The organism is Nonomuraea sp. NPDC005650, from assembly GCF_040605375.1.
In the GTDB taxonomy this organism is placed as follows: domain Bacteria; phylum Actinomycetota; class Actinomycetes; order Streptosporangiales; family Streptosporangiaceae; genus Nonomuraea.
In genome coordinates, this window is the sequence record NZ_JBEXCR010000002.1 from 190,268 (window position 1) to 212,547 (window position 22,280).

General features: G+C 72.3%; 15 protein-coding genes. 10 read left to right on the forward strand and 5 right to left on the reverse strand.

Features of this window, described 5'->3' with window-relative positions:
- The first annotated feature begins 58 nt into the window (after positions 1 to 58).
- Positions 59 to 1,621 carry a cellulase family glycosylhydrolase gene (locus ABZS69_RS03705; RefSeq protein ID WP_355365889.1) on the forward strand — a complete coding sequence of 521 codons (1,563 nt, stop codon included), beginning with the start codon at positions 59 to 61 and terminating at the stop codon, positions 1,619 to 1,621.
- Between the two features lie 233 nt (positions 1,622 to 1,854).
- The gene (locus ABZS69_RS03710) at positions 1,855 to 4,731 is read left to right on the forward strand and encodes an AAA family ATPase (protein WP_355365892.1); all 2,877 of its coding nucleotides are present in this window, start codon (positions 1,855 to 1,857) and stop codon (positions 4,729 to 4,731) included.
- Here ABZS69_RS03710 and ABZS69_RS03715 read toward each other — a convergent pair.
- Entirely contained in the window at positions 4,728 to 7,274 is a 2,547-nt protein-coding gene (locus tag ABZS69_RS03715; RefSeq protein ID WP_355365895.1) for a M4 family metallopeptidase, read from the reverse strand. The genes ABZS69_RS03710 and ABZS69_RS03715 overlap by 4 nt on opposite strands.
- 231 nt (positions 7,275 to 7,505) lie before the next feature.
- Between ABZS69_RS03715 and ABZS69_RS03720 the strand changes: the two genes are divergently transcribed.
- The 3 genes from ABZS69_RS03720 (at position 7,506) to ABZS69_RS03730 (ending at position 12,492) form a co-directional block, all read left to right on the forward strand.
- Positions 7,506 to 10,634, forward strand: a complete 3,129-nt coding sequence (locus tag ABZS69_RS03720; protein ID WP_355365898.1) for a BTAD domain-containing putative transcriptional regulator — start codon at positions 7,506 to 7,508, stop codon at positions 10,632 to 10,634.
- A 109-nt stretch (positions 10,635 to 10,743) separates the two neighbouring features.
- Positions 10,744 to 11,886: an FAD-dependent monooxygenase gene (locus ABZS69_RS03725; RefSeq protein ID WP_355365901.1), complete on the forward strand. Its 1,143-nt coding sequence runs from the start codon at positions 10,744 to 10,746 to the stop codon at positions 11,884 to 11,886.
- A 33-nt stretch (positions 11,887 to 11,919) separates the two neighbouring features.
- Entirely contained in the window at positions 11,920 to 12,492 is a 573-nt protein-coding gene (locus tag ABZS69_RS03730; protein ID WP_355365904.1) for a hypothetical protein, read from the forward strand.
- Here ABZS69_RS03730 and ABZS69_RS03735 read toward each other — a convergent pair.
- The gene (locus ABZS69_RS03735; protein ID WP_355365906.1) at positions 12,482 to 13,297 is read right to left on the reverse strand and encodes an SAM-dependent methyltransferase; all 816 of its coding nucleotides are present in this window, start codon (positions 13,295 to 13,297) and stop codon (positions 12,482 to 12,484) included. The genes ABZS69_RS03730 and ABZS69_RS03735 overlap by 11 nt on opposite strands.
- Positions 13,298 to 13,423: 126 nt before the next feature.
- Positions 13,424 to 14,374 carry a nitronate monooxygenase gene (locus ABZS69_RS03740; RefSeq protein WP_355365909.1) on the reverse strand — a complete coding sequence of 317 codons (951 nt, stop codon included), beginning with the start codon at positions 14,372 to 14,374 and terminating at the stop codon, positions 13,424 to 13,426.
- A gap of 155 nt (positions 14,375 to 14,529) precedes the next feature.
- On the opposite strand from ABZS69_RS03740, the gene ABZS69_RS03745 reads away from it, so the two are divergent.
- Positions 14,530 to 14,715: a hypothetical protein gene (locus tag ABZS69_RS03745; protein ID WP_355365912.1), complete on the forward strand. Its 186-nt coding sequence runs from the start codon at positions 14,530 to 14,532 to the stop codon at positions 14,713 to 14,715.
- A gap of 17 nt (positions 14,716 to 14,732) precedes the next feature.
- On the opposite strand, the gene ABZS69_RS03750 is transcribed toward ABZS69_RS03745, so the two are convergent.
- Entirely contained in the window at positions 14,733 to 15,833 is a 1,101-nt protein-coding gene (locus ABZS69_RS03750) for a serine hydrolase domain-containing protein (protein ID WP_355365915.1), read from the reverse strand.
- A gap of 103 nt (positions 15,834 to 15,936) precedes the next feature.
- Here ABZS69_RS03750 and ABZS69_RS03755 point away from each other — a divergent pair, with 103 nt between their 5' ends.
- Positions 15,937 to 16,563 (forward strand): TetR/AcrR family transcriptional regulator, encoded by a 627-nt coding sequence (locus ABZS69_RS03755; protein ID WP_355365918.1) that lies wholly within the window; start codon positions 15,937 to 15,939, stop codon positions 16,561 to 16,563.
- On the opposite strand, the gene ABZS69_RS03760 is transcribed toward ABZS69_RS03755, so the two are convergent.
- The gene (locus ABZS69_RS03760; RefSeq protein ID WP_355365921.1) at positions 16,560 to 17,354 is read right to left on the reverse strand and encodes an N-acetylmuramoyl-L-alanine amidase; all 795 of its coding nucleotides are present in this window, start codon (positions 17,352 to 17,354) and stop codon (positions 16,560 to 16,562) included. The genes ABZS69_RS03755 and ABZS69_RS03760 overlap by 4 nt on opposite strands.
- A gap of 90 nt (positions 17,355 to 17,444) precedes the next feature.
- Here ABZS69_RS03760 and ABZS69_RS03765 point away from each other — a divergent pair, with 90 nt between their 5' ends.
- From ABZS69_RS03765 to ABZS69_RS03775, 3 genes are all read left to right on the forward strand, one after another.
- Positions 17,445 to 18,983, forward strand: coding sequence for an amino acid permease (locus tag ABZS69_RS03765; protein ID WP_355365924.1), 1,539 nt, complete (start codon positions 17,445 to 17,447; stop codon positions 18,981 to 18,983).
- A 22-nt stretch (positions 18,984 to 19,005) separates the two neighbouring features.
- Positions 19,006 to 19,599: a GNAT family N-acetyltransferase gene (locus ABZS69_RS03770; RefSeq protein WP_355365927.1), complete on the forward strand. Its 594-nt coding sequence runs from the start codon at positions 19,006 to 19,008 to the stop codon at positions 19,597 to 19,599.
- A gap of 105 nt (positions 19,600 to 19,704) precedes the next feature.
- Positions 19,705 to 22,215 carry a glycoside hydrolase family 9 protein gene (locus tag ABZS69_RS03775; RefSeq protein WP_355365930.1) on the forward strand — a complete coding sequence of 837 codons (2,511 nt, stop codon included), beginning with the start codon at positions 19,705 to 19,707 and terminating at the stop codon, positions 22,213 to 22,215.
- The last annotated feature ends 65 nt before the right edge of the window (positions 22,216 to 22,280 follow it).

Sequence of the window (22,280 nt, forward strand, 5' to 3'; positions counted from 1 at the left end):
AGCGTGAAGGCGGCGTCCGAGCATGACGCCGCGTTCTCCCTCTCCGAAAGGCACCCCCATGCACTTGTCCAAGGCGATGACGGCCGCCCTGGCCACGCTGGTGGCCGGAGCGGCGGTCGCGGTCGCGGTGACCACCGCCGCCCCGGCAGGCGCAGCCGCCGGCACGGGCACCGGCTACCTGCACACCAGCGGCAACAAGATCGTTGACAGCACGGGCGCGACCGTGCGCCTGACCGGCCTGAACTGGTTCGGCATGGAGACCGACAACCGGACCTTCCACGGCCTGTGGTCGAGCACTCCTTGGAAGGGCCACATCGACAAGATGGCCTCGCTCGGCTACAACACGATCCGGGTGCCGTACTCCAACGACGCGCTCAAGCCCGGCGCCACGGCCACCGGCATCAACGACTACGTCAACCCCGACCTGATCGGCCTGTCCCCGCTGCAGATCCTGGACAAGATCATCGCCTACGCGGGCGGCAAGGGCATGCGGATCATCCTCGACCGCCACCGCCCGACCGCCGCCGGCCAGTCCGCGCTCTGGTACGTCGCCGCCACCCCGGAGAGCACCTGGATCAACGACTGGAAGGCGCTGGCCCAGCACTACGCGAACAACCCGACCGTCATCGGCGCCGACCTGCACAACGAGCCGCACGCCGAGGGCACCAACCCCAACGCGACCGGCTCCTGCTGGGGCTGCGGCGACCAGGCACGCGACTGGCGGCTGGCCGCCGAGCGGGCCGGCAACGCGGTCCTGTCGGTCAACCCGAACTGGCTGATCTTCGTGGAGGGCGTGAGCTGCCCGAGCGGCGGCCTGTCCAACGTGTGGGACGGCGATCCCAGCAACGACGAGGACTGCGGCTGGTGGGGCGGCAACCTGTCGAAGGCGGGGCAGTATCCGGTACGGCTCAACGTGGCCAACCGCCTGGTCTACTCCCCCCACGACTACGCGACCTCGGTCTACCACCAGACCTGGTTCGACGCCCCCGACTACCCCGCCAACCTGCCGGCCATCTGGGACAAGTACTGGGGCTACCTGTACAAGCAGAACATCGCACCGATCATGATCGGCGAGTTCGGCACCACCCTGGCCGCGAACGTGGACAAGATCTGGCTGCAGGAGCTCCTGAAGTACACCGGGACCGGGGTCAACGGCATGTCGTTCACCTACTGGTCGTGGAACCCGAACTCCGGTGACACCGGGGGCATCCTCAACGACGACTGGACCACGGTCAACCAGGCCAAGCAGGACATCCTCCAGCCGTACCTGATCCCGCCGACCGGCGGCACCGGGCAGCCCTCCGAGACGCCCACGCCCAACCCTCCCGGGCAGTGCGCCGTGACGTACAAGCAGACGAACTCCTGGCAGGGCGGATTCCAGGGCGAGCTGACGGTGAAGAACACCGGCACCGGGACGATCAGCAACTGGGCCGCCACCTGGACGTTCCCGTCGGGGGTGACGCTGGTCAACGGCTGGAACGCGGTCGTGACCCAGTCGGGCACCACGTGGACCGCCAAGGGGCCCGACTACGCCAAGAGCCTCGCCCCCGGAGCGTCGGTGGCCGTCGGTTTCACCGCCAACGGCCCGGCGAGCCAGCCCGCCAACGCCGCCTGCTCCTGACTCCTCCCATCGTCGCGGGCGGACGCGCTCCCGCCCGCGGCCCTCGAACGAGCGCCCGCCCCGCGATCCACGACCGAGCACCGCGGGGCGGGCGCTCGCCTTCCCGCCCTCACAACCATGCCATCCCAAAGGTCAGCACCCCCTTCGGCGGGAAGGAGGGTTGACCCCGGCTCGTACGTAGTGGATAACGGATTCCGACAAAGGGAGTAAACCTCCACTGTTACGGAGACCCGATGGCAACCGCGGCTTCTCCCGCACTGGTCGGGCGCGACACACAGTTGCGGCTGCTCAACGGCGCCCTCACGGAGCCGCCCTCCGTCGTCCAGGTGCAGGGCGAGGCGGGCATCGGCAAGACCAGGCTCGTCAGGGCGGCCATCGACCCGCTGCGGGAAGCCACCCGAGACGGCGAGCGAACCGTGCTGCTCGGCCACTGCCACCAGATCCGCGAGCCGCTCCCGTACGGCCCGGTGCTCGACGCGCTCCGCAACGTCGCCCCGGCCCTGCCGCCCCAGGACCGGCTCAGCCCGCTCACCGGGGTCCTGCGCGGCCACCTGCCCGAGCTGGCCGGCTGCCTCCCGCCCGCCCCGTCGCCGCCGGCGTTCGACGATCCGCGGGCCGAGCGGCACCGGCTGTTCCGGGCGGTCCACGCGCTGCTGGCCGCGGCCGGTCCCGTCGTCCTCGTGGTCGAGGACCTGCACTGGGCCGACGACGGCACGCGTGACCTGCTGCGCTTCCTCACCGACCAGCCGCCCGACGGGCTGGCGCTGGTGGTGACGTTCCGGCGGGAGGAGCTGCCGGTGCCCGGTTTGCCGTTCGGGCACGCGTACCGGCGGACTCCCGGGGTGCGCGGCGAGGTGATCGCGCTGACCCCGCTCGACGTCGAGGGCGTGCGCAGCCTCACGGGCGCGCTGCTGGGCGGGCCGGCGCCGACCGCCGAGTTCGCCGCCAAGCTGCACGAGCGCACCGCGGGGGTGCCGTTCGTGATCGAGGAGGTGGTGCGCTCGCTGCTCGACGACGAGGGCCGCCTGCCCGAGCCGGACGAGCTCGACCGCATGGCCGTGCCGCTGCTGCTGCGCGAGGCGATGGCCGAGCGGCTCGGCGGCCTGTCTCCGGCCGCGCTGCGCGTCGTGCGCGCCGCCGCCGTCCTGGGCCTGCCCGCCGACGAGCCCCTGATCGCCGCCGTCTCCGCACCCGCCCTGTCCGAGCCCGGACTGGGCCAGGCGCTGGAGGCCGGCGTGCTGCTCGAACACAAGGACGGCCAGTACGGCTTCCGCCACGCCCTCGCCCAGCAGGCCGTCTACGACACGATCCCCGGCCCCGAACGCCGGCAGATCCACCAGCGGGCCATGGTCGCGCTGTCCGGGCTCGACCTGCCGCCCCTCGTCCAGCTCGCCCACCACGCCCGCCGCGCCGGCGACTACGCGGCCTGGCAGCGCCACGGCGGCGCCGCCGCCGACCACGCCGCCGCGCTCGGCGACATCCCGCTCGCCGTCGAGGTGCTCGAAGGGCTGCTCGCCGACCCCAAGCTCCCCCGCGACGCCAGGGGCCCGCTGGCGCTCAGGCTCAGCAGGGTCGCCGCCATCGGCCTGTCCCACCGCCGCGTCGTCCGCATCCTGCGCCGCCTGCTGTCCGACGACTTCCTGTCCCCGCACGTACGCGGCCAGGCCCGGCTCAACCTGGGCGTGCTCCTGTCCAACCAGGCGGGCGCGGTCGCCGCCGGACGCCGGGAGATCCTGGCCGCGCTCCCCGACCTGCACGGCAGCCCCAACCTGGCCGCCCGCGGGCTGGCGCTGCTGGCGATGCCCGCGTGGGGCGACGAGCCGCTGTCCCTGCACCAGGAGTGGATGGTCCAGGCGGAGAAGCTCCTCGACGACCACGACCCCGAGCTGACCGCCGCCGTGCTGGCCAACAAGGTCAGCCTCGCCATGATGGTCGGCGCGCCCGACGCGTTCGAGCTGGTGGACGCGCTGCCGGTCAACGACCCGGCCCCGGCGGTGCGGCGGCAGGTGGCGCGCGGCTACTCCAACCTGTACGACGCCGCGGTGGCGCTCGGGCACTACGCGGCGGCCGAGCGGTTCGCGGACCAGAGCAGGCGCATCGCCGAGGAGACCGGCGCGCTCTACCCGGAGTTCCTGGTGGAGATGTCGTCGATCCGGCTCGACCTGCTGACCGGCCGCTGGCAGGGCCTGCGCGAGCGGGCCGTCGCCGCCGTGGAGATGACCTTCGAGGCGCCGCTGCTGGCGGTGGACGCCCGGCTGACCCTCGGCATGCTGGCCCTGGCCAGGGGCGAGTGGGAGGAGGCCGGTGAGCACCTGGAGGCGGCCGGCGTACGTGACCTGGACTCGGGCTTCCTGCCCGTCGCCGCGGCGGCCTCCGGCGGGCTGGTGGAGCTGCACCTGACCCGCGACTCGCCGGAGTCGGCGCTGCGCGAGGCCGATCTGGCGGTGGGCAGGCTCCGGCGCAAGGGCGTGTGGGTGTGGGGCGACCAGCTCGTGCCGGCCGCCGTCCTCGCGCTGCTCAAGGCGGGAAAGCGCGGCGCGGCGGCGGACCTGGTGGCCGAGTTCGGGGCGGGGATCGAGGGCAGGAACGCGCCGTCCGCGGAGGCCGGGCTGGACGCCGCCCGAGGGGCGCTGGCCCTGGACGCGGAGGAGGCCGCCCGCCACTTCGCCAGGGCCCACGGCGCCTATGAGGCGATGCCGCGGCCGTACGGCGCGGCGCGGGCAGCCGAGTCCGAGGGAGTCGCGCGGTTCAGGCTCGGCGACCGGGAGCGGGCCGCCGACCTCGTCGCCGACGCGGGCGAGCGGTACGCGGCGCTCGGCGCCACCCACGACGCGGCCCGCTGCCGCCACCTGCTGCGCGAGATCGACCCGACCGGGGCGCGGCGCAGGGGCCGGCGGAGCCGCAGCGGGGTGCTGTCGCCGAGAGAGAGCGAGGTGGCCAGGCTGGTCGCGCTCGGCCGGACGAACAGGGAGATCGCGGAGGTGCTGTTCCTGTCGCGCCGCACGGTGGACACCCACGTGGCCAAGGTGCTGCAGAAGCTCGGCGTGCGGACGCGGGCGGACGTGCGGGAGCCCCGGCCGGACGACCGGCCGGGGCTCGTGGAGAGCTAGACGGTGATGCTCCAGGAGTCCAGGAAGCCGGTGTCACCGGCGTAGACGTCCTCGATGTCGAGCACCCAGGTGCCCGCCGCCTGCTGGCTCACCGGGACGGTGAACGTCCTGGTGCCGTACTGCGTGCACGTCGTGCCGCCGTACCTGTCGACCGCGTACCAGGTGCCGCTCGGCCCGCGTACCCAGATGTCGAGGTCCTCCGCGCACGTGTGGCTGATCGTGATCGAGATCCGGACCGGTGAGGTCGCGGTGCCCGTCGCGGTGGAGGTGATCGAGCTCTGGGTGTTGTTGAAGTCGGTGATCGAGTAGTTGGTGTCGTTGGTGAACGTCCGGCCGCCCGAGGTGCTCTGGACGGTCAGCGCGTACGTCGCCGTGTGCGTGGCCGTCACGCCGGTGCCCGTCACCGTGACCGTGTAGCTGCCGGCCGGGGTGGTGGGCGCGGTCGAGATCGTCAGCGTGGACGAGCTGCCCGAGGTCACCGACGCCGGGTTGAAGCTCGCCGTGGCGCCGGTCGGGAGGCCACTGGCCGACAGGTTCACCGTCTGCGCCGTGCCCGCCGTGGTGGCCGTGCCGACCGTGGACGTGGCCGCCGAGCCCGCCTGTACCGTGCCCGACGTCGGGCTGAGCGAGATCGAGAAGTCACGCGTCGGCGGGGTCGAGCTGACGGTGAGCGAGTACGTCGCGGTGTGGGTCGTCGAGCCGGTTCCCGTGACCGTGATGCTGTACGTGCCCGCCGCCGTCGACGAGCCGACCGAGAGCGTCAGCGTCGAGGAGCTGCCCGAGGTCACCGACGACGGGCTGAAGCTCGCCGTGGTGCCGCTGGGCAGACCGGACGCGCTCAGGCTCACGGTCTGGGCGCTGCCGGAGGTGGTCTGCGTGCCGACCGTGGCCGTCGCCTGACCGCCGGGCGCCGCGCTGCCGGACGTCGGGCTGAGCGAGATCGAGAAGTCGCTGGTCGACGTGCCGCACGCGGGCTCGCCCGAGGCCGCCGCCACGCTGACCGCGCTCCACGCCGCCTTGGTGGTGTTGCACTGGGCGCTGTTGGCGCCGAACAGCTCGATCGCGGCCGCGACCGAGGCGGCGCGGATGTTGGTGTAGCGCCAGGACGAGGTCTTCCGGGCCAGCGCGCCCATGTAGATCTTGCCGGCGTTCTGGATGCCGACGCCGGTGACCGACGAGGGGCCGCCGGAGCAGATCGGGCTGGACGGCTTGCCGCCACCCGGGTTGTTGCCCTCGGCCAGCAGGTAGAACCAGTGGTTCAACGGGCCTGCCGCAGCGTGCACCTCGGTGCTCGGGATCGAGGACGAGTAGCAGTTCGGGTCGCCGAGCGCGCTCGGGTTGTACATGTTCCTGATCGGCCCGTCGCCGACCAGGTCGACCTCCTCGCCCACCAGGTAGTCGGCCGGGTCGTTGGGGTTGGCGGCGTACGCCTCGGTCAGGGCGCCGAAGATGTCGCCGGTGCCCTCGTTGATCCCGCCGTTCTCGTTGCCGGATCCGGCGCCGCCCGGGGTGGTCTGGAAGATCGCGTGCCCGAACTCGTGCGCCACGACGTCGATCGGGGTCGCCTGCCGGGCGTTGTCCTGGCTGTGGCCGAAGTTGGTGTAGCTGCCGTTCCAGTAGGCGTTCACGTCGGCGAGCCCGACCCGCGCCGGGAAGCCGCGGCCGCTGCCGTTGATGCCGCTGCGGCCCAGCCAGTCACGCAGCATGTCCCACTCGCGCTGCACGCTGTAGAGCGCGTCCACGCAGGCGGTCTCCAGGTTGGTGCCAGAGGCGTTGCCCCACGCGTCGTCGGTGCCGGTGTACGCGCTGCCGTTCTGGCCGCCGCACTGGATGCCGGGCCTGGACGTGTCGGTCATCGAGTACGAGCTGCCGGAGCCGCTCGTCCCGATGGTGACCTGGCCGTAGTAGTAGCCGTTGCCGGTGCCTGCGCGGACGAGGTCGTACGAGTCGGCGATCTCGCCGGTGCGCGCGTCCACGAACACGTGCTGGATGCTCGGCTTGCCCTCGGAGATGCCGCTGACCATGGCGTCCCAGGTCAGCCTCGGCTTCTCGCCCCAGGCCAGCACGACCAGGCGGGGCGCCGCGGTGTCGTCCACGCGCGAGAGCTTGGTCCTGGCCACCTCGGTGGCCCGCTCGGCGCTGACCGTCGCCCTGGTCGGCACGTCGCTCGGGCTCGGTCCCGAGGCCGCGGCCGTGTCCCTGACGTTGCCCGCCGCGTCGGTGACCACGACGGCGTCGCCGCCGACCACCGGCAGGCCCTTGTACGTGCGCTCGTACGCCACGTAGTACATGTCGGCCGCGCCCGGGGTGACCGCCACGCGGCTGTACGCCTCGTCGGGGCCCCGGGTGAGCTTGTCGAGCTGGCTGGAGATCGCCTTGTCGGCGACCTGCGCGGCGAGCGAGGCGGGGTCACCCGCGCGCGCCGTCTGCTGCTGCTGCGGTGCGGCTCCTGGAGGGGCGGCGTTCGCGGGCGGCGTCTGTAACGCCAGGGTCGTGGCCGTGGCCACGCCGACGACCGTCGCGAGTAAGGCTTTGCGTTTCACGCTGTGCTGCTCCTTTCGACGTTCTCCCTCGGGATCGGCGCGCTTCGTGAGCGCACGACGGCCCGCTCGCCGCACGGGGATCGCCTCGGCGGCGGGGATTGCAGGGAGATTGGGGGGTGGGAAGCTAGCAGTGCTGTTGCGCCTTGAGATCGCGACGCTAAACGGTCACTCCCGACTGGGAAATACGTATAGGCATCGGTAGGTATACCGATAATTCCCTAGGATCGGGACGTGCGATTCGGCATCCTGGGCCCGCTCCTGGTGCGTTCCCCCAGCGGCGAACCCCTGGTGGTCGGGGGTCCGCGCCCGCGTGCCCTGCTCGCGCTGCTGCTGCTCGACGCCGGGCGGACGGTGAGCGTCGAGCGGCTCGTCGACGGCCAGTACGGCGACCGGCCGCCCGCGGAGGCCGCCAACGCCATCCAGGCGCAGGTCTCCCGGCTCAGGAGGAGCCTGCCGGCCGGCCTGATCGAGTTCCACGGGGCGGGCTACCGGCTGGCGGTCTCCCCGGACGACGTGGACGCGCACCTGTTCGAGCGGCTGTGCCGTGAGGGACGCCGGCTGCTGGCGGCCGGTCGTCTCCCCGCGGCCGCCTCCTCGTTCAGGGAGGCTCTGGAGCTGTGGCGGGGGCCGGCGCTCGCGGACGTGGCCGACGCGCCCTTCGCGGGGCCGCAGGCGCTCCGGCTGGAGGAGCTCCGCCTGTCCGCCGTGGAGGACCTGATGGAGGCCGAGCTGGGCCTGCCGGAGGGCAGCCCGGTGGCCGCGCTGCAGGACCTGGTGGCCGCCCATCCGCTGCGCGAACGGCCGCGCGGGCTGCTGATGCGCGCATTGGAGGCGGCGGGGCGGCCGTCCGAGGCTCTGACGGTCTTCGACGAGACGCGCCGCCTGCTCGCCGACGAGCTCGGCACCGACCCCTCACCCGAGCTGGCGGCCCTGCACCTGGCGATCCTGCGCGCCGAGCGGCACCAGGTCCGGCGGGCCGCGCCGCCGGCGCAGCTCAACCGGCTCGTCGGGCGGGAGGAGGAGCTCGCGCGGCTGGCCGCCCTGCGTGGCGCCCGCCTGGTCACGCTCGTCGGCCCCGGCGGCATCGGCAAGACCCGCCTGGCCATCGAAGCCGTCACCCGCCTCCTCCACCCGGGGAGCGCCACCGCCGGTGAGCTCCGCCGCATGGGGGCGGAGGCCGGGGCGGCGCGTCGTGCCGGGGAGGCGTGCTTCGTGGACCTGTCGCTGGTAGACGGGGCCGGGCAGGTGGCGGGGGCGGTGCTGGCGGCGCTCGGGCTGCGGGAGTCGGCGCTGCGCGGGCTCCCCGACCCCACCGAACGCCTGGTGGCGGCGCTGGCCGAGCAGGACCTCCTCCTCGTCCTGGACAACTGCGAGCACGTGCTCTCCGAGGTCGCCACGCTGGCCCGCCGCCTCCTCGCCGCCTCCCCCGGCTTGATGATCATGGCCACGAGCCGGGAGCCGCTGGGCATCACCGGCGAGCACCTGGTCCCGCTGGCGCCCCTGCCCACCGACCCGGCCGTCACGCTGTTCGCCGAACGGGCGGCGGCCGTGCGCCAGGAGTTCGCGGTCGGGCCCGGCAACCTGGACGCCGTGCTGCGGATCTGCGCGGCGCTGGACTGCCTGCCGCTGGCCATCGAGCTGGCGGCGGCCCGGATGCGTACGTTCGGCGTGGAAGAGATCGCCACCCGGCTGGCCGAGCACGACAGGTTCCGGCTGCTGTCGCGCGGCGACCGTACCGCCCCCACGCGGCACCAGACCCTGCGCGCGGTCGTGGAGTGGAGCTGGAGCCTGCTCGACGCCGAGGAGCAGGCGCTGGCCAGGCAGTTCTCCGTGTTCGCCGGAGGCGCGAGCCTGGCGGCGGTTGAGCGCGTCTGCGGCCCGGACAGCGCCGACCTGCTCGCCGATCTGGTGGACAAGTCGCTGGTCGAGACCGACGGCGAGCGCTACCACATGCTCGACACCATCCGCCTGTTCTGCGCGGAGCGCCTGGCGGAGGCGGGCGAGGAGGAACGGCTGAGGGCGGCCCACGCCGCCTGGTTCCTGGAGTTCGCGTACCGCGCCGACGGCCACCTCTACAGCGCCGAGCAGCTCCGGTGGCTGGCCCTGCTCTCGGCCGACGACGCGAACCTGCGGGCGGCGCTGCGGTGGAGCGTCGAGCACGACCCGCCGGCGGCGGCGCGGCTGGTGGAGGCGCTGGCCATGTACTGGTGGCTCAGCGGGCGGCGGGGCCAGGCGACCCGGCACGCCGTGCGGCTCCTCGACGCGATCGGCCCCGAGCTCGGGGAGGAGTACGCGCTGGTGGTGCTGCACGCCGTACCCGACGCCGGGTCCCCGCACTGGGAGCGGGCCCGGACGGTCATGGGCTCGCTCGACCGGCCGATGAGGTCCCGGTTCGGCCCGGCGCTGTGGGGGATGCTCGCGGGGCCGCCCGCGCCCGGGGAGACGGTGGCCGTACGCGTGATCGGGTCCGATCCGTGGAGCAAGGCGCTCGAACGGCTCAGCAGCGCGTTGCTGAGGCTGCTGAGCGGCGGCGTCGGGGGCGCGGAGCGGGAGCTGGAGTCGATGCTCGCGGAGTTCGGCGCCCTGGGCGAGCGCTGGGGGAAGACGCAGGGGCTCGACTGGCTCGGGCTGATCGCGAGCTGGCGCGGCGAGTGGGGACGCGCCATGGGGCTGTGGCAGGAGGCGGTGCACCTGCTCGAAGAGCTCGGGGCGATGGAGGAGCTGGTGGACGTGCTGCACCGGCGCGCCGAGGCGCGCTGGCGGGCCGGGGACGCCCAGGCCGCCCGCGCCGACTGCGAGCGGGCCGGGGAGCTGGCACGCCGGCTCGGGCGGCCGGAGCTGACGGCGTGGGTGAGCCTGCGTCTTGGCGAGATGGCCCGTCTTGAGGGTGACCTGGCGGAGGCGTCCCGCCGCCTGGACACGGCGCTCGCCGCCTCCGAGACCGGGCTCTTCCCGGCTCACGGGGCCAGGTCGCACGTGCTGACGGCGCTCGGCCGCCTGGCCGAGGCGAGCGGCGACGCCGCCGGGGCCGCGCGCCGGCACGCGGAGGCCCTGGCCATGACGCTGAAGTCACCGCTGGCCATCGACCTCGCCGACGCGGCGGAGGGCCTGGCGGGCCGGTGTCTCCTGAACGGCCCAGCGGGCGGGAGTTCGGCGGAACGGGCGGCGGTGCTGCTCGGCGTGGGGGTGGCGCTGCGGGGCATGGCCGTCGCCGGGGATCGGGACGTCGCCAGGGTCGCCGCCGCCGCCACGGAGGTGCTCGGGCCCGAGGGGTTCGCGGCGGCGTTCGCCGCGGGGGCGTCGATGAGCAGGGACGACGCGCTCGCCACCCTCACCGCGACTGCGCACCCCAGCCACTGACCCCCGCCGCTGACGAGGCTTGCCCGGGGCCGCAGCCGCTGACGGGGCCCGCCCCGGTTGTCAGCCGGTGGTCGCCCGGCTGTCAGCGGCGCTCACGAAGCTGACGGGCATGAAGAACACCAACGTCCTCATCTCCGGCGCCAGCATCGGCGGCCCCGCCCTCGCCCTCCAGCTCGCCCGCTACGGCTTCAACGTCACCGTCGTCGAGAAGGCCCCGTCGCTCCGCCTCGGCGGCCAGGCCGTCGACTTCAAGGGCGAGACCCAGCGCACCGTCCTGACCCGCATGGGAGTGCTCAAGGACATCCAGGCGCTCCAGACCGGCGGCACCGACCAGCTGATCGTCGACGCGGACGGCCACAAGCTGACGGTCATGCCCGGCGAGTTCACCGGGGGCGAGATCGAGATCAGGCGCGGCGACCTGTCCCGGGTCTTCTACGAGAAGACCGCCGCGAGCTGCGAGTACGTCTTCGGCGACTCGATCACCTCGCTCACCGAGACCCCCAGCGGCGTCCACGTCACCTTCGAGCGCTCCGCCCCGCGCACGTTCGACCTGGTAGTGGGGGCGGACGGCATCCACTCCAACGTCCGCCGCCTCGCCTTCGGCCCCGAGGCCGACTACGTGAAACACCTCGGCTACCACTACGCCCTGGTCGACGTCGAGGGGGACTTCGGCACGGTCTCGAAGATGTACAACGAGCCCGGCAGGATGGCCGCCGTCGGCGGGCCGAAGGCGCCCGCGTTCTTCGTCTTCGCCTCCGACCGCCTCGACTACGACCGGTACGACATGCGGCAGCAGAAGGAGCTCCTGGCCCGCGCCTACGCGGGCATGGGCTGGCAGGGCCCGGCGCTCATGGAGGCGATGCGCCGCTCCGAGGACGTCTATCTCGACTCGATCAGCCAGGTCGTCATCGACCGCTACACCCAGGGCCGCGTGGTGCTGCTCGGCGACGCCGCGTACGGCAACACGCTGGCCGGCTTCGGCAGCGGCCTGGCCGTGGTCGGCGCGTACGTGCTCGCGGGCGAGCTCAAGCGGGCCGGCGGCGATCACCGCGTGGCCTTCGCCCAGTACGAGGAGCAGATGCGCGGATACGCCAAGGTCGCCCAGAACGGCAACTCGGGCCCCTTCCTCGCCCCCCGCACCCGGAGAGGGATCCGGATGCGGAACTGGCTGTTCAAGTCCAGCTTGTTGCTCGGTTGGATGATGAAGATGACCGACAAGTTCGCGACCAACATCACGCTGAAGGAGTACTGAACCTTTCGCGCATCAGCCGCATCCAACCCCGACATGAAGAACATTCACCGGATTGCCGCCCTGTCCGTGGTGCCCGTCGCCGCGGCCCTGATCGCGCTTCCCGCCCAGGCCGCGGAGGGCCCCGCCTGCCCCGTCCCGACCAAGGCGGAGGTGAAGCAGTCGAACGACAGCAAGGTCGACAAGCCGGCCCGGGGCGCCACCGCCATCAAGGGGGTCCGCGTCAACCACATCCCGAAGGGCTTCACGTACGGCGGCGTCGTCACCAGCAAGCACAACGGCATCACCGAGTACGGCTACCAGTGGGGGGACGACCGCCCCAACGCGGACGTCAAGCAGCGGTCGCTGTGGGTCAGGGTCGTGTGCTGGCCGAAGGCGAGCAAGCTGGCGCAGCTCAAGAACGGGCCGTTCAACATGGGGACGTTCTCCGGCGACACCAGGACCGAGAAGATCGGCGGCCGCCAGGTGCTCACCCAGGAGGGCGACGGCGCGCTGGGCGACGGTCGCTACGCGGGCTGGGTCGAGCGCAAGGGCGTCGTCGTCACCGTGATGGCCAGCACGCCCCTGGTCCCCGAACTGTCGAAGATCATCGAGGGCATCAAGCTCTGAGCAGGCCGACCCCGCCGTCGATGCGCAGCTGCGGGGTGCCGTCCAGAAGGGGGATGTCGGGCTCGTCGCCGATGCGCCAGTCCTGAACGGGCACCAGGCCCGGCCCGATCAGCTCGAACCCGTCGAACAGCCGCAGCACCTCATCCCGCGTCCTGAACTGCGCCTGCGCGGGGGTGCCGGCCGTGGCCATCATGAGCTGGGCGATCGCCTCGGGGGCGCTCTCCGCCATCCCGTGGGTGGCCACCAGGCAACTGCCGGGCACCATGCGCTTCCTGAAGGCGGCCACGATGCCGGACGGGTCCTCCTCGTCCATCACGTAGTGCAGCACCCCGACCATCAGCACGCACACCGGCTGGTCGAAGTCGATCAGGCCGGTGACGCTGGGGTCGGCGAGCACGTCGTAGGGGCGGCGCAGATCGGCCTGGATGCTGGCGACGCCCGGCGAGTCGGCGAGCAGCACCTGGGCGTGCAGCCGCACCACCGGGTCGTAGTCGACGTAGACCACGCGGCAGGCCGGGCTCACCGAGCGGGCGGTCTCGTGGATGCTGGGCGAGGTCGGGATGCCGGTGCCCAGGTCGAGGAACTGCCGCAGGCCCTGCTCCGCCAGATGGCGGACGGCCTCGATCTGGAACCTGCGGTTGGCCCTGGCCACCAGCCGGGTGTCCGGGGCGACCGCGAGGAGCTTCTCCGCCACCGCCCGGTCGATCGCGACGTGGTCCTTGCCTCCGAGCAGATAGTCGTACACCCGCGCGGAGCTGGGAACCGTCGGGTCCACTCCGGGCGGAACGCGTTCTAGCTCGGACACCGGGGGGCGTCTCCTTCCGCGCATACGACTCGAACGCCATACTACTCGGCGCTCCCGCACGTCATACGGAAGATTGACCAGCCTCCTTCAGCAAGATCGGCCAAACCGAACAGAACAAGTTCTCCCCTACTTGCCGAAGCGGGCCAGGAGCCCTTCGGCGGCGGCGAAGCCGGCGACCACGTCGGCCGCCGCGCGCCGCTCGCGCACCATCCCCACGGCCTGCCCCGCGTAGATGCAGGCCGTGTCGAAGTCCCCTTCTGAACGTGCCGCCGCCTGCCGGGCCGGGGCGTCGTCGTCGGCGGCCAGCTCGTCCTCCCGCCCGGCCCACTCGTCGAAGAACGCGTTGCGCAGGGCCCGCCCGCCGAACTCGGACGGCCAGTCCAGCCGCTGGGCGATGTCGAAGACCCGCCCGTACGCGGTGCCCGTCTCCTCGGCCGCCAGCAACCGCTCCTTGGCCGTCTCCGAGAGGGACGTCTCCGCGCACCCCATGAAGGCCGTGCCCACCCAGGCCCCGGCGGCGCCGGCGGCCAGCACGGCGGCGAGCCCGCGCGCGGTCGAGATGCCGCCCGCCGCGAGCACCGGGACGCTCACCGCGTCGAGCACGCTCTCCAGCAGCGGCAGCGTGCCGACCGCGTCGCGCCCGTGACCGCCCGCCTCGGCCCCGCGCGCCACGACCGCGTCCACCCCGGCCTGCTCGGCGGCGCGGGCCTCGTCGGTGGTGCCCGCCTGGGTGACGACCGTGATGCCCGCCTGCCGGAGCTCCTCCACATACCGCGCGTACGGCCCGAAGCTCACGGAGACGATCGTGGGCCGGAGTTCGAGCACGGTGTCGAACTGGGCCGGATTGCCGGGCAGCGCCCAGGCCATGAGCCCGATCCCGTACGGACCGCCGCCCGCGACGGCGGCCTCCTTGGCGATCCACTCCCCCGTGGCCGCGGCGGCGACCCCGATCATGCCGAGCGCGCCGGCCTCGGAGACGGCGGCGGCCAGCCGGCCCCCGCCCACCCCCGCCATCGGCGCCCCCACCACGGGAACCCCCAGGCCGAACCGTTCGGTGAGCCATGTGCGCAAGGTCATCCCCCCTAGAAAACCCCTGTTGGGGCCAGTCTTACACGGCCATTGCGGCCTTCGGCCCGGAAATAGAGCCGGATGACCGATGCGCTCATGGCACACACCTGTGCATCCTGGTGGGGAACGGCTTTCGTTCCGCAGCGGAGAGGAGTCATGAGGGCATGGACAACGCGGCAGGCCGCCCGACCGTGGTCTTGGATAATGGCGTCGTCGGCAGGATCATGCTGGCTCATCCGTCCAGGCGCGACCTCGTGCTCGTGCTCGGCATGGACGGCACCCTGCTCAGCTGCCAGCTCGACGACATCGCCTGCGTGGTCGGAGGCAAGCCCCTCTGCCGCGACGGCTGACCGGCGGGCGGAACGTTCTAGGCGCCGGTCACGATGCCGCCGATCAGGCTCACGGCCGCGAAGTCGTTGGTCAGGCGGTTCTTGGTGAGCGCGAACGCGGTGCCGGTCGCCGTGTCGGCCCAGGCCGCGCTGCCGCCCGCCCCCGGCACCCCGAACACCGTCGGGCTCGCCTCGGCGGTCGATCCCGGACCCCCGATGCCGTACCCGAGCCCCCAGGTCGTCGGCATGCCGAACACCTCGTCGATCCCGCTGGAGGCCACCGCCGTCGCCTTGCGCAGCCGGTCGGGCGAGATCAGCCGCGTCCCGTCCACCTCGCCGAGCAGCGCGGCGTACATCCGCGCGATGGCCCGGGCCGAGGTCTTGCCGCCCGCGGGGATGTCGGAGGACAGGTAGTCGCCACGGTTGCCCAGCTCGGCGGTCGGCATCAGCGTCATCGGCCCCGCCTTGAACATCGGCAGGTCCGCGGGCAGCTCACCCCACGCCGACGGGTCCACCGGCGCGTCCTCCAGCCTGGCCAGCCGGTGGTGCTCGGTCGCCGGCATCCCGAAGTAGAGCTCGCGGGCCACGCCCAGCGGGCCCGCCACGTCCTCCAGCAGCACCTGCGAGATGGGCTTGCCGGTGACCCGCCGGACGATCTCGCCGACCAGGAACCCGAACGTGTACGCGTGGTAGCCCACCTTCGTGCCCGGCTCCCACCACAGCTCGGCGTCCTCCAGCGCGGCGACCATCTTGTCCCAGTCGCAGATGTCCTCCGGCGTGGTGTCGAGCGGCACGCCCGGCACGCCCGCCGTGTGCGACAGCACGTGGCGCACGGTCACCCCCTGCTTGCCGTGCCGCCCGAACTCAGGCCACAGCTCGGCCACCGGCGTGTCATACCCGAACAGGCCCCGCTCGGCCAGCACGTGGGCGACGGTCGCGGTGGCGCCCTTGCCGATCGAGTAGTTGTAGAAGGGCGTGTCGGACGTGACGGGCCGCCCGGTCGCCGGGTCGGCCACGCCCGCCACCACATCCACGATCTGCACGCCGTCCTGATAGACGGCCACCTGGAGCCCGCGCTCCTCGCCTGACTCGACCAGCCTGTCAACGGCTTCCTGCACCCGCTGCTGAAGATCACTCATGATCAGTTTGTCCCATTTCGTCGTAAGAACTAGACGGTACCGTACTCACATCGGTACGGAACTGTCTAGTACTCTGTTTCCGTCGAAGGGTGAAGGGGTGGTCATGGCACCGGAAGAGGACGGCCGCACGGCACGTAAGCGCAGGCAGATCATGGAGGCGGCCCGGCCGGTGTTCCTGCGCAACGGCTACGTGGGCGCGAGCATGGACGAGGTGGCGGCGCTGGCGGCGGTCTCGAAGCAGACCGTCTACAAGCACTTCACCGACAAGGAGCAGCTGTTCACGAGCATCATCCTCGACACGACGACCCAGGTAGACGGGCTGGCCAAGCTCATCACCGCGGCGCTCGACGACAGCGAGGACCTGGAGAAGGACCTCGGCGAGCTGGCCCGGCAGTTCCTCGGCGCGCTCATGCGGCCCGACGTGCTCCGCCTGCGCCGGCTGGTGATCGCCGAGGCCGACCGCTTCCCCGACCTCGGCCGCACCTGGTACCAGCAGGGCTTCGAGCGCTCGCTGGGGACCATGGCCGCCGCCTTCGGCCGGCTCGCCGACCGCGGCCTGCTCCGCCTGGACGACCCCGAGCTGGCCGCCCAGCACTTCGTGGGCCTGCTGCTGTGGATCCCGGTGAACAAGGTCATGTTCTGGGGCGCCGGCGACCACTACACCGAGGCCGACCTCGAACGGCTCTCCGAGGCCGCCGTCGCCGCGTTCCTGCGCGCCTACGGGGCCTAGGTCAGATATTTCCTGAGCCCGGCGGCCAGGGCGACGGCCATGCGCTCGCGGAAGCCGGGGCTGGACATCTTGGCCGCGTCGCCGCGGTTGCGCATGTTGCCGCACTCGATGAACACGGCGGGGCGCACCGAGAGGTTGAGCCCGCCCAGATCGGTGCGGGTCTGCAGGCCGTCCACGCCGGTGTAGTTGGCGTACGGCAGGCCCGTGCCCGCCCGGTAGGCGTCCCTGATGTCCACCCCGAGCCGCTGGGACGGCTTGACGATCTGGTCGTTGTGCCCGGAGACCAGCCCCGGCAGGATCACGTGGAAGCCGTGCCCGCTCGGCGCGGCGCCGTCGCCGTGGATCGACAGGACCGCGTCCGCCCTGGCCTCGTTGCCGATGGCGGCCCGCTCGGTGACGCACGGGCCGACGCCCTTGTCGTCGGGCCTGGTGAGCACGACCTTGGCGCCCATCTTCTCCAGGATCGGCTTGAGCCGGCCGGCGACGTCCCAGGTGAAGGCGTGCTCCGGGTAGCCGGCGTTCGTCTGCGTGCCGGTCGTGTTGCAGGGCTTCTTGCCGGTGATGATGTCGACCTGCCGGTTGATCTCGGCGGGGTGCGCGGCGTTGCCGCCGTTGTGGCCGGGGTCGATCACCACGATCTTGCCCGCGAGCGCGCCGCCGTCCTTCGGCCGGCCGGCGGACGGCGTCGCGGGCAGCGCCACCTCCTGCGAGACGGGCACGGCGGTGCCGCACGCGGTGGTCAGCGCGGCCAGCGTGACGACCGCCACGAATCCGGCCCGGTACGCGCTCATGATCCCGACCGTACCGGGTGCCGCACGGCAAACCCAAGACCCGTTTGACCTGCGCCTCCGTGTCGCAACCCGGCCGGGAATTCCCCATTATTGCTTGCCGGTGATTTCTTCCTCGTCTCATGGGACGCGACCGGCTCGGGCAAACCCCGCCTCCACGTGCAGGGCGTCGCGCTCGGCCTGGCGGGGGCCCTGATCGGCGAACTGGTGCTGCACCAGCGGGTCACCGTGCACGGCGTGCGGCTCGACGTGGTCGACTCCCGGGACGTCACGGACAAGGTGGCCAATCAGGTGCTGGCCGAGATCGGGGATTCGGCGCACCATACCGACGTGCGGACCTGGCTGGCTTATCTGGCGCGGCGCTCGGTCGGGTACGTGGCGATGGCCCGCCACATGGCCAACGCGGGCGCGTTCTACACCTACATCAGCCGCGGCCTGGGCCGGCCCGCGGGGATCGCGGCCGCCTGGGTGGCGCTCATCGCGTACAACGCGCTGCAGGTGGGCCTGTACGGCGCGTTCGGGGCGGCGGCCACGCCGCTGCTGGAGCGCTGGCTGGGCCTCACGCCGCCCTGGTGGCTCGTCTCGCTGGTCGCGTGGGCGCTGGTGGCGGTCCTGGGCCTGATGCGGGTGGACGTCAACGGCCGCCTGCTGGCCGTGCTGCTGACCGCCGAGGTGGCGGTGATCCTGCTGTTCGACTTCGCGGACCTGGCCCACCCGGCGCCCTCCGGGTTCTCGGCGGAGACGCTGTCGCCGGGCGCGCTGTTCGTGCCCGGGGTGGGGGCGCTGCTGGTGATCGCGACGCTGGGGTTCGTCGGGTTCGAGTCGTCGGTGGTGTTCTCGGAGGAGAGCCGGGAGCCGCGCCGTACGGTGCCGCTGGCCACGTACTCGGCCGTGGCGATCATCGCGGCCCTGTACGCGCTGTCGTCCTGGGCGATGACGGTCGCCACCGGGCCCGCGAACATCGTGGCGGTCGCGGGCCGCGACCAGGCCGACACCGTCTTCAAGCTGGCCGGGGCGCACCTGGGCGACGCCGTGGTGGACATCGCCAGGGTGCTCTTCGTGACCAGCCTGTTCGCGGCGATGATCTCGTTCCACAACACCACCGCCCGCTACTTCTTCGCGCTCGGGCGGGAGCGGGTGCTGCCGGCGGTCTTCGGCCGGACGAGGGCGCGCAGCGGAGCGCCCAAGGCGGGCTCGATCGCCCAGAGCGTGTTCGGCCTGCTGGTCATCGTGGTCTACGCGGCGTTCGGGCTCGACCCGCTGGTGCAGCTGTTCTTCTACGGCGGCTCGTTCGGCGGGCTCGGGGTGCTGCTGCTGATCTTCGTGACGTCCGTGGCGGTGATCGTCTTCTTCGTCAGGGAGCCGGGCGGGGAGACGTTCGCGCGCCGGGTGGTCGCGCCGGTGCCGGCCGCGCTCGCGCTGGCGGTGATGGTGTGGCTGGCGGTGACGAACTTCGCCGCGCTGCTCAACGTACCCCAGGGTGATCCACTGACGTGGATTCTGCCCGGTGTTTACGGGGTAGCTGCGGTAATTGGGGTGATATGGGCGTTCATCCTGTGTGCCGGACAACCTGCCGTTTACTCCCTGGTCGGGATGGGCGCCAAGGCGGCGACCGCCCAGGACGGCGTGTGACGAGACGAGAGGGGCCTGGGCGATGGGACAGCAGACGTGGGCGATGCGGCCGGTCATCCGCCATGCGACCGCGGACGACGCGGGGCGGGTGGCGGAGCTCATCGCGACCGCGTTCTCCGGGCTGAGGGTGGCGCACTACCTCGTGCCGGAGCGCAGGGAGCGGCACCGGGTCATGACCGCCAACTTCCGGATCCTGGTCGACCACGCCGTCGAGCACGGAGAGATCCACCTCGTCGACGACGGGCCGGCGGTCGCGGTCTGGTTCCCGCGCACCGCGCCGCTGCCCGGGCCGCCCGACTACGACCGCCGCCTGGCCGAGACCACGGGCGAGTGGGCCGAGCGCTTCCGCGTGGTCGACGAGTTGTTCGAGGCGAACCATCCGGTGGAGCCGTACCACCATCTGGCCTTTCTGGCGGTCCACCCGGACCGCCAGAACGAGGGGCTCGGGTCGGCGCTGCTGCGCTACCACCACGCCCGGCTGAGCGGCGTGCCCGCGTACCTGGAGGCCAGCGACCCGCGCAACCGCGACCTGTACGCGCGCCACGGCTACCGGCAGGGCGAGCCGTTCGCGCTGCCGGACGGGACCCTGTTCTGGCCGATGCGGCGCCCGGCGTGAAAGTTCCGCGGGCCTTTGACGACGGGCCGTTGACGGGGTGGCGACGGGAAAGGAGGATCGGAGGACCCCCGACTGGGAGCGCTCCCATCCCCCCGAAGGACCTCCATGACCCGAAGCCGGGCCGCCTTACTGGCCCTCCTCACCATGGTCGCCCTGTCCCCCGCCACGACCGCGCTGGCGGACGAGGGACCCGAGCAGATCGTGAACGGCACCTTCGACGCCGGCACCGCCCCCTGGTGGGGCACCGGCAACACCACCCTCGCCATAGACGCGGGCCGGCTCTGCGCCGACATCCCCGGCGGCACCGCCAACCCGTGGGACGTGATCATCGGTCAGAACGACATCCCGCTGGTAGCGGGCGAAACGTACGCGTACCGGTTCAGCGCCTCGGCGACCCCCGCCAAGGTCGGCAAGGCGCTGATCCAGCTCCCGGTGGACCCGTGGACGCAGTATCTGTCGGCGAACCCCGAGCTGGGCGCCTCCGGCGGCGACTACTCCTACACGTTCACCGCCCCCGTTTCGCTGCCGAACTCCCAGGTCGTCTTCCAGCTGGGCGGCAGCGCCGAGCCATGGAGGTTCTGCATGGACGATGTGTCGCTCAAGGGCGGCGCGGAGCCCGAGGTGTACGAGCCGGACACGGGTCCGCGCGTCCGCGTGAACATGGTCGGCTACCTCCCCCAGGGCCCCAAGAAGGCCACCGTGGTCACCGCCGCGACCACCGCCCTGGACTGGGAGCTCAAGAACGCCGACAAGCAGACGGTGGCCAAGGGCAGGACCACCCCCAGAGGCGTGGATGCCAGCTCCGGCCAGAACGTGCACACGCTCGACTTCGGCTCCTACCGCGAGCCCGGCACGGGCTACACGCTGACGGCCGACGGCGAGACGAGCCGGCCCTTCGACCTCGCCGCGGACATCTACGACCAGCTCCCCACGGACGCGCTGAAGTTCTACTACACCCAGCGCAGCGGCATCGAGATCCTCGGCGGCCTCAGGCCCGGCTACGCCCGGCCCGCCGGGCACGCCGGCGTCGCGCCGAACCAGGGCGACGCGAGCGTCCCATGCCAGCCCGGCGTCTGCGACTACTCCCTCGACGTCAAGGGCGGCTGGTACGACGCCGGCGACCACGGCAAGTACGTCGTCAACGGCGGCATCTCGGTCTACCAGCTCATGGCCGCGTACGAACGGGACAAGGCGGCCTTCAAGGACGGCCAGCTCGCCATCCCGGAGAGCGGCAACGGCCGGCCGGACATCCTGGACGAGGCCCGCTGGGAGCAGGAGTTCCTGCTGAGCATGCAGGTGCCGGAGGGCAAGCCGTTCGCGGGCATGGCCCACCACAAGATCCACGACCAGAACTGGACGGGCCTGCCGCTGCTGCCGCACCTGGACCCGCAGCCGCGCGAGCTGCACCCCACCTCCACGGCCGCCACGCTCAACCTCGCGGCCACGGCGGCCCAGGCGGCCAGGCTGTTCTCCCCGTACGACCAGGCGTTCGCGACCAGGAACCTCAAGGCCGCACGCAGGGCGTGGGCGGCGGCCAAGGCCAACCCGGCCAGGTACGCCGACCCGAACGACGGCACCGGCGGCGGCGCCTACAACGACGGCGACGTGAGCGACGAGTTCTACTGGGCGGCGGCGGAGCTGTTCATCACGACGGGCGAGCGGGAGTTCAAGGACTTCGTGCTGGCCTCGCCGCACCACACCGGCGACATCTGGCGCGACCGGGGCTTCGACTGGGGCAACACCGCCCAGCTCGGCCGCCTCGACCTGGCCACCGTGCCCAATTCCCTCCCCGACCGGGCGCGGGTGCGGCAGTCCGTGGTCGAAGGGGCAGAGAAGTATCTGGCGATCCAGCGGGCGCACCCGTACGGGCTGCCGTACAACCCGCCGGACTTCGACTGGGGCTCGAACAACCTGGTGCTCAACAACCTGGTCGTCCTGGCCACCGCGTACGACCTGACCGGCCACGAGAAGTACCGGTCGGCCGTGCGCGAGGGCATGGACTACCTCCTCGGCCGCAACGCGCTCAACCAGTCGTACGTGACCGGCTACGGCGAGGTGGCCTCCCACAACCAGCACAGCCGCTGGTACGCCCGCCAGCTCGACCCGGCGCTGCCCAACCCGCCGCGCGGCACGCTGGCCGGCGGCCCCAACTCCGGCATCCAGGACCCGCTCGCGCAGCGGCTGCTGAAGGGCTGCAAGCCGCAGTTCTGCTACATCGACGACATCGAGTCGTGGGCGACGAACGAGCTGACCATCAACTGGAACTCCCCGCTGGCCTGGGTCTCCTCGTTCCTGGCCGACAAGGGCGGGCGGACCGGCTGCCGGGTGCGCTACACGGCGCAGGGCTCGGGCACGTTCACCGGCCGGCTCGTGATCGAGAACACCGGCAAGCAGGTCATGGACGGCTGGACCCTGCGCTGGGCCTTCCTGGGCGGCCAGCGCGTCCGGCAGGACTGGGGCGCGCAGCTGTCGCAGTCAGGTTCGGTGGTGACGGCCAGGAGTTCCGGCAGGATCAAGCCGGGCAAATCCGCGACGTTCGGCTTCGTGGCCACGAACCCCTCGGGCCCCAACCCGTCCCCCGAGGTCTTCCACCTGAACGGAGACCGCTGCGGCTGACCCCGCCCGCCCGGCGGCCCCGCACGAGGGCCGCCGGGCGTTGCGGACGCTCCGTTGAACGGAAT

Bases quoted from the DNA above. Each gene is read 5' to 3' on its own strand.
- ABZS69_RS03770 (WP_355365927.1), top strand. From the start codon at position 19,006: ATGGGACAGCAGACGTGGGCGATGCGGCCGGTCATCCGCCATGCGACC.
- ABZS69_RS03775 (WP_355365930.1), top strand. From the start codon at position 19,705: ATGACCCGAAGCCGGGCCGCCTTACTGGCCCTCCTCACCATGGTCGCC.
- ABZS69_RS03725 (WP_355365901.1), top strand. From the start codon at position 10,744: ATGAAGAACACCAACGTCCTCATCTCCGGCGCCAGCATCGGCGGCCCC.
- ABZS69_RS03745 (WP_355365912.1), top strand. From the start codon at position 14,530: ATGGACAACGCGGCAGGCCGCCCGACCGTGGTCTTGGATAATGGCGTC.
- ABZS69_RS03730 (WP_355365904.1), top strand. From the start codon at position 11,920: ATGAAGAACATTCACCGGATTGCCGCCCTGTCCGTGGTGCCCGTCGCC.
- ABZS69_RS03705 (WP_355365889.1), top strand. From the start codon at position 59: ATGCACTTGTCCAAGGCGATGACGGCCGCCCTGGCCACGCTGGTGGCC.
- ABZS69_RS03740 (WP_355365909.1), bottom strand. From the start codon at position 14,374: ATGACCTTGCGCACATGGCTCACCGAACGGTTCGGCCTGGGGGTTCCC.
- ABZS69_RS03755 (WP_355365918.1), top strand. From the start codon at position 15,937: ATGGCACCGGAAGAGGACGGCCGCACGGCACGTAAGCGCAGGCAGATC.
- ABZS69_RS03750 (WP_355365915.1), bottom strand. From the start codon at position 15,833: ATGAGTGATCTTCAGCAGCGGGTGCAGGAAGCCGTTGACAGGCTGGTC.
- ABZS69_RS03760 (WP_355365921.1), bottom strand. From the start codon at position 17,354: ATGAGCGCGTACCGGGCCGGATTCGTGGCGGTCGTCACGCTGGCCGCG.
- ABZS69_RS03710 (WP_355365892.1), top strand. From the start codon at position 1,855: ATGGCAACCGCGGCTTCTCCCGCACTGGTCGGGCGCGACACACAGTTG.